Here is a 3,904-nt window from a genome sequence, read left to right as displayed (position 1 = left end):
CGCGAGTCAAAGCATCGATGGCGCGCCCGCGCCAGGAAACATCCGGCGCGACCGCGAGTGGGCCGCGCCGGAAAACGGTGTCGCCGATGCCGGCATCGGCGTGGCGCTCGAACGGCGCGACCACCACCTCGTCGCGGCCTATCCTGACGATCTCGCCGCGGCGCGTGCCGGTCTTGCCGCGCTGCTCGACGATGTCGCCGAGCCTGGCAATGTCCGAAAGGCCGCGCACCTTGTAGTGAGTGGGCGAGATCTCGACGACGCGGCCGCCGCGGCTGAGCAGCGTTTCCGGGTTGTCGAACCGCCGCCAGATGCGTTCGAGCGCGGCCAGCCGATCCGTGGGACCGGCGTCTGCAAGCTTCTCAGGCGCGCGGAGCAGGGACGAGCCGTTCGCCATCCCGTTACTTGTCGCCGAGCGTCTTGATCGCATCGTCGGTGGACGAAGCACTCTGCCGGATCAGCGCAGCCGTATTCTCGAAGGCGCGCTGCACCTGGATCAGCCGGGTCATCTCCAGCACCGGATTGACGTTGGATTCCTCGAGAAACCCTTGAGCTACGCCGACATCGGAGCGGTCGGTGACCGGTTCCGGGGTCCGCGCGGGAACGATGCCCGAATTGCCGTAGCGGACGAAATTGGCGCCGGAATCGAAATCGTAGAGGCCGATGGCGCCGACGAGCTGGTCGTTTTGGCGCAGCGAGCCATCGGCGCCGGCCTTCGGCGGACCGTTGCGCGGATCGAGCTGGATCGGGGCGCCGCCGCTGTCCAGCACCGGATAGCCTTCGATCGACATCAGCTCGCCGTTCTCGTTCATGGAGAAACGGCCGTCGCGGGTCATCACCGTGCCGGCCGGCGTCTCGATGGCGAACCAGGCGTCGCCTTGGATGGCGAAATCGAAAGGATTGCCGGTTTCGGTCAGCGAGCCGTGCGCGCTGGAAAGATAGGTCTTGCCGGAGGATGCGAAGGATACCGACTTCGGCCCGGTGCCGGAGACCACGTCCTCGAATTTCACGCCGGTGGCGCGAAAGCCGATGGTCGAAGCGTTGGCGACATTGTCGGCGATGGTGTCGAGACGGCGTTCGAGCGCAATCTGCGAAGATAGGGCGACGTAGAGACTGTCCTGCATGGTGTTCTCAGAACTTCAGCTTCTGCATGGCCATCATCAGATCGGTCGAGATGCCGACCGTGGTCGGCTGCGCGAACAGCACGCTGACCGAGGTCACGGCAGTGGTCGTCGGGTTGTTGATCTCCCACAGGCTGGTGAAGCGGGTAAGGAAGGTGTTCAGCTTGTCGGGATCCTTGAAGTCGGCGATATCGAGCTTCTGCTCGAACATCTGCGCCTGCTTGTCGATGTCGGCCGACGCGATGGAGTCGGGCAGGCCGAGAGCCGTGCGCACCAGGCTAGAAAGGGCCGTGTCGGCGAGCACGTCATACCAGCTGTTGATGTCAGGCGCCTTACGCTGGAAATAGAGCGCCAGCCGCACGCCCTGATTGGTCTCGCCGGCATTCTCCTCCAGCGTCTGGCGCATGTATTTGTCGACCGCGCCTTGCTGGGCGGAGGGATAGAGCGTGGCGGTCGAGCCGTAAGCCGCAAAGTTGAACGCTTTGACGAAGTCGGCGTAACGTTTGTCGCTCAGCTTGTTGGCGAAGCTGTCGGAGTCGGACACGCCTTCCTTGAGCGCCTTGACCATGAAGGCCTTGGCATAGGCCATGTCTTCCAGCCCGTACGCCTTCATCGCGTAGTTGAACAGCCGAGTGTTGTTGACGAAATCGTCGATGCTTTTGACGTTGCCGATATTGGCCAAATAGTAGTCGGTGTCACGCTTCACGACGGGCTGCGACTCGACCTGGTCGATTGCCTTTGGGATGTCCTTGGCGATGAGCTGATAGCTCGTATAGGTGTTCAACATCTGCGCCTCCGGCCGAAGCTTTCCGGTGACGATAGCGATGCTTCCTTGTGCGAGGCTGAATCGGTTTCCGCATCGCGATTCAAGCCTCACACAAGGCACGAGGGCTATCCCTGATCCCCGACGTGACATGCGGAAGGACCTGTCGTGGGTATTCTGATCGGACTTGTGGTGACGCTTGGCTGCGTGCTCGGTGGCTTCATGGCCATGGGTGGGCATCTGCATGTGCTGATCCAGCCTTGGGAAGCGGTGGTCATCTGCGGCGCAGCGCTCGGCACTTTCCTCGTCGCCAATCCGATGAAGACGGTCAAGGACACCGGCAAGGGCATTCTCGAGGCCTTCAAGCAGGCCGTGCCGAAGGAGCGCGACTATCTCGAAACGCTTGGCGTCCTGCACAGCCTGATGCGCGAGTTGCGGTCGAAGTCGCGCAGCGAGGTCGAGGCGCATATCGACAATCCGGAAGAGTCGGCAATCTTCCAGGCGTTCCCGACCGTGCTCAAGAACCACGACCTGACGCATTTTATCTGCGACTATTGCCGCATCATCATCATCGGCAATGCGCGCTCGCACGAGATCGAGGCGCTGATGGATGAGGAGATCCAGACGATCCGCACCGACAAGCTGAAGGCCTATCACGCGATGGTCGCGGTCGGCGACGGCCTGCCGGCGCTCGGCATCGTCGCGGCCGTGCTCGGCGTGGTGAAGGCGATGGGCGCGCTCGACCAATCGCCGGAAATTCTCGGCGGGCTGATTGGTGCTGCGCTCGTCGGAACCTTCCTCGGCATCTTCCTGTCCTATGCCGTGGTCGGTCCGGTCGCCACCAAGATCAAGACGGTGCGCGAGAAGAAGAACCGCCTGTACATCATCGTCAAGCAGACGCTGCTCGCTTACATGAACGGCGCCTTGCCGCAGGTCGCGATCGAGTTCGGCCGCAAGACCATTTCGTCCTATGAGCGTCCTACTATCGATGCCGTCGAGCAGAGCACGATGAACACCGGCACCGCCGAGAAGAAGGCGGCCTGAGCATGCAGAACTTCAGCCGGGGCCGCTTGCCGTCATGACCAGTCCGGCAAGTCCGTCGCAAACCCGGGCTCTCATCATCGAGCGTCTCGTCGGCGACAGCGGCGAGGCCGCGCAGGTGATCGGCGTCGGCCGCGGCATGGCCGAGCGCTCGCTCCCGCTACTGCAGAAAGCCCTTTCCGCAGAGCTGGGCGCGCCGGTCACCGTCGACCTGCAGGCGGTCGAAGTGGGACGTGTCCCCGATGCGCGTATGCGCGCGGGCGAAACCTTCGCCATGACCATCGTTCCGTCGCCGACGTCGGCCGACGCCATGACGCTCGTCATGGACGCGCCGGCGATCGCCGTCATGGTCCAGGCGCTGTTCGGCGGCGACCCGGATCAGCCGGTGGCGCCGATCGAGCGCGACCTGTCACAGATCGAGACCGACGTCGCCACCACCGTCTTCCAAGAGGTTGCGATGGCGCTGAACGGATCGGGCCGGCGTTCTCTCGAGCTGCGCCAGCCTGTCCCGAGGGCGATGTCCGGCAACGAGGCGAAACGGCGCGTGCTGCGCGACGGGGCGGCGGTTCGCATCATCTATGGCATCTCGACGCCGACCGACACCGGCACGGTGACGGTGATGATCCCGCAGCGAATCCTTTTGGCGACCCGCGGCGCCACCGCAGATCACGGCGGCGACCAGACGACGGAATTCGACTGGCGAGCCCGCTTCTCGGAAGAAGTGATGCGCTCGGCCGTGCGGCTCGAGGCCACCATGCCGCTCGCCCGGCTGTCGCTTGGCGATCTCGCCGCCTTCCAGCCCGGACAGGTGATCGAGTTCGAGGAAGATGCGCAACTGCAGGCAAAGCTCAGCGCGCGCGACAAGACGCTGTTTGTCTGCGAGTTCGGCAAGCTCGGACAGAACTACACGGTCCGCATCCGGCATCCCCACGATGGCGGGCAGGATTTCATCGACGGATTGGTGCCGGGCTGAGGCCTGGCT

General features: G+C 63.8%; 4 protein-coding genes and 1 pseudogene. 2 read left to right on the top strand and 3 right to left on the bottom strand.

What is annotated here, in order from left to right; all coding sequences use genetic code 11:
- The 3 genes and pseudogenes from fliI to EOA60_RS22685 form a co-directional block, all read right to left on the bottom strand.
- A pseudogene (fliI, locus tag EOA60_RS22695) lies at positions 1 to 394 on the bottom strand (flagellum-specific ATP synthase FliI); the annotation flags it as partial.
- Positions 395 to 398: 4 nt separating this feature from the next.
- On the bottom strand, positions 399 to 1,121 hold the full coding sequence (gene flgF / locus EOA60_RS22690) for a flagellar basal-body rod protein FlgF (protein WP_127335215.1): 723 nt from the start codon (positions 1,119 to 1,121) through the stop codon (positions 399 to 401).
- A 7-nt stretch (positions 1,122 to 1,128) separates the two neighbouring features.
- Complete coding sequence (locus EOA60_RS22685) at positions 1,129 to 1,905, bottom strand: DUF1217 domain-containing protein (RefSeq protein ID WP_095823384.1); 777 nt, start codon at positions 1,903 to 1,905, stop codon at positions 1,129 to 1,131.
- Between the two features lie 144 nt (positions 1,906 to 2,049).
- Between EOA60_RS22685 and motA the strand changes: the two genes are divergently transcribed.
- Both motA and EOA60_RS22675 read left to right on the top strand, forming a co-directional pair.
- A complete protein-coding gene (gene motA / locus EOA60_RS22680) occupies positions 2,050 to 2,925 on the top strand; it encodes a flagellar motor stator protein MotA (protein WP_067002381.1) in 876 nt (291 codons plus the stop codon).
- Between the two features lie 34 nt (positions 2,926 to 2,959).
- Positions 2,960 to 3,895: a FliM/FliN family flagellar motor switch protein gene (locus EOA60_RS22675; protein WP_095823383.1), complete on the top strand. Its 936-nt coding sequence runs from the start codon at positions 2,960 to 2,962 to the stop codon at positions 3,893 to 3,895.
- The last annotated feature ends 9 nt before the right edge of the window (positions 3,896 to 3,904 follow it).

Origin of the sequence: Mesorhizobium sp. M1A.F.Ca.IN.020.06.1.1 (assembly GCF_004023265.1) — a bacterium.
Classification (GTDB): domain Bacteria; phylum Pseudomonadota; class Alphaproteobacteria; order Rhizobiales; family Rhizobiaceae; genus Mesorhizobium.
Note: the sequence above shows the minus strand (reverse complement) of the source record. Positions and strands in the feature narration are given on the sequence as shown.

Excerpts from the sequence above, each read along its gene's own strand:
- flgF (WP_127335215.1), bottom strand. The coding sequence starts at position 1,121 with ATGCAGGACAGTCTCTACGTCGCCCTATCTTCGCAGATTGCGCTCGAA.
- EOA60_RS22685 (WP_095823384.1), bottom strand. The coding sequence starts at position 1,905 with ATGTTGAACACCTATACGAGCTATCAGCTCATCGCCAAGGACATCCCA.
- EOA60_RS22675 (WP_095823383.1), top strand. The coding sequence starts at position 2,960 with ATGACCAGTCCGGCAAGTCCGTCGCAAACCCGGGCTCTCATCATCGAG.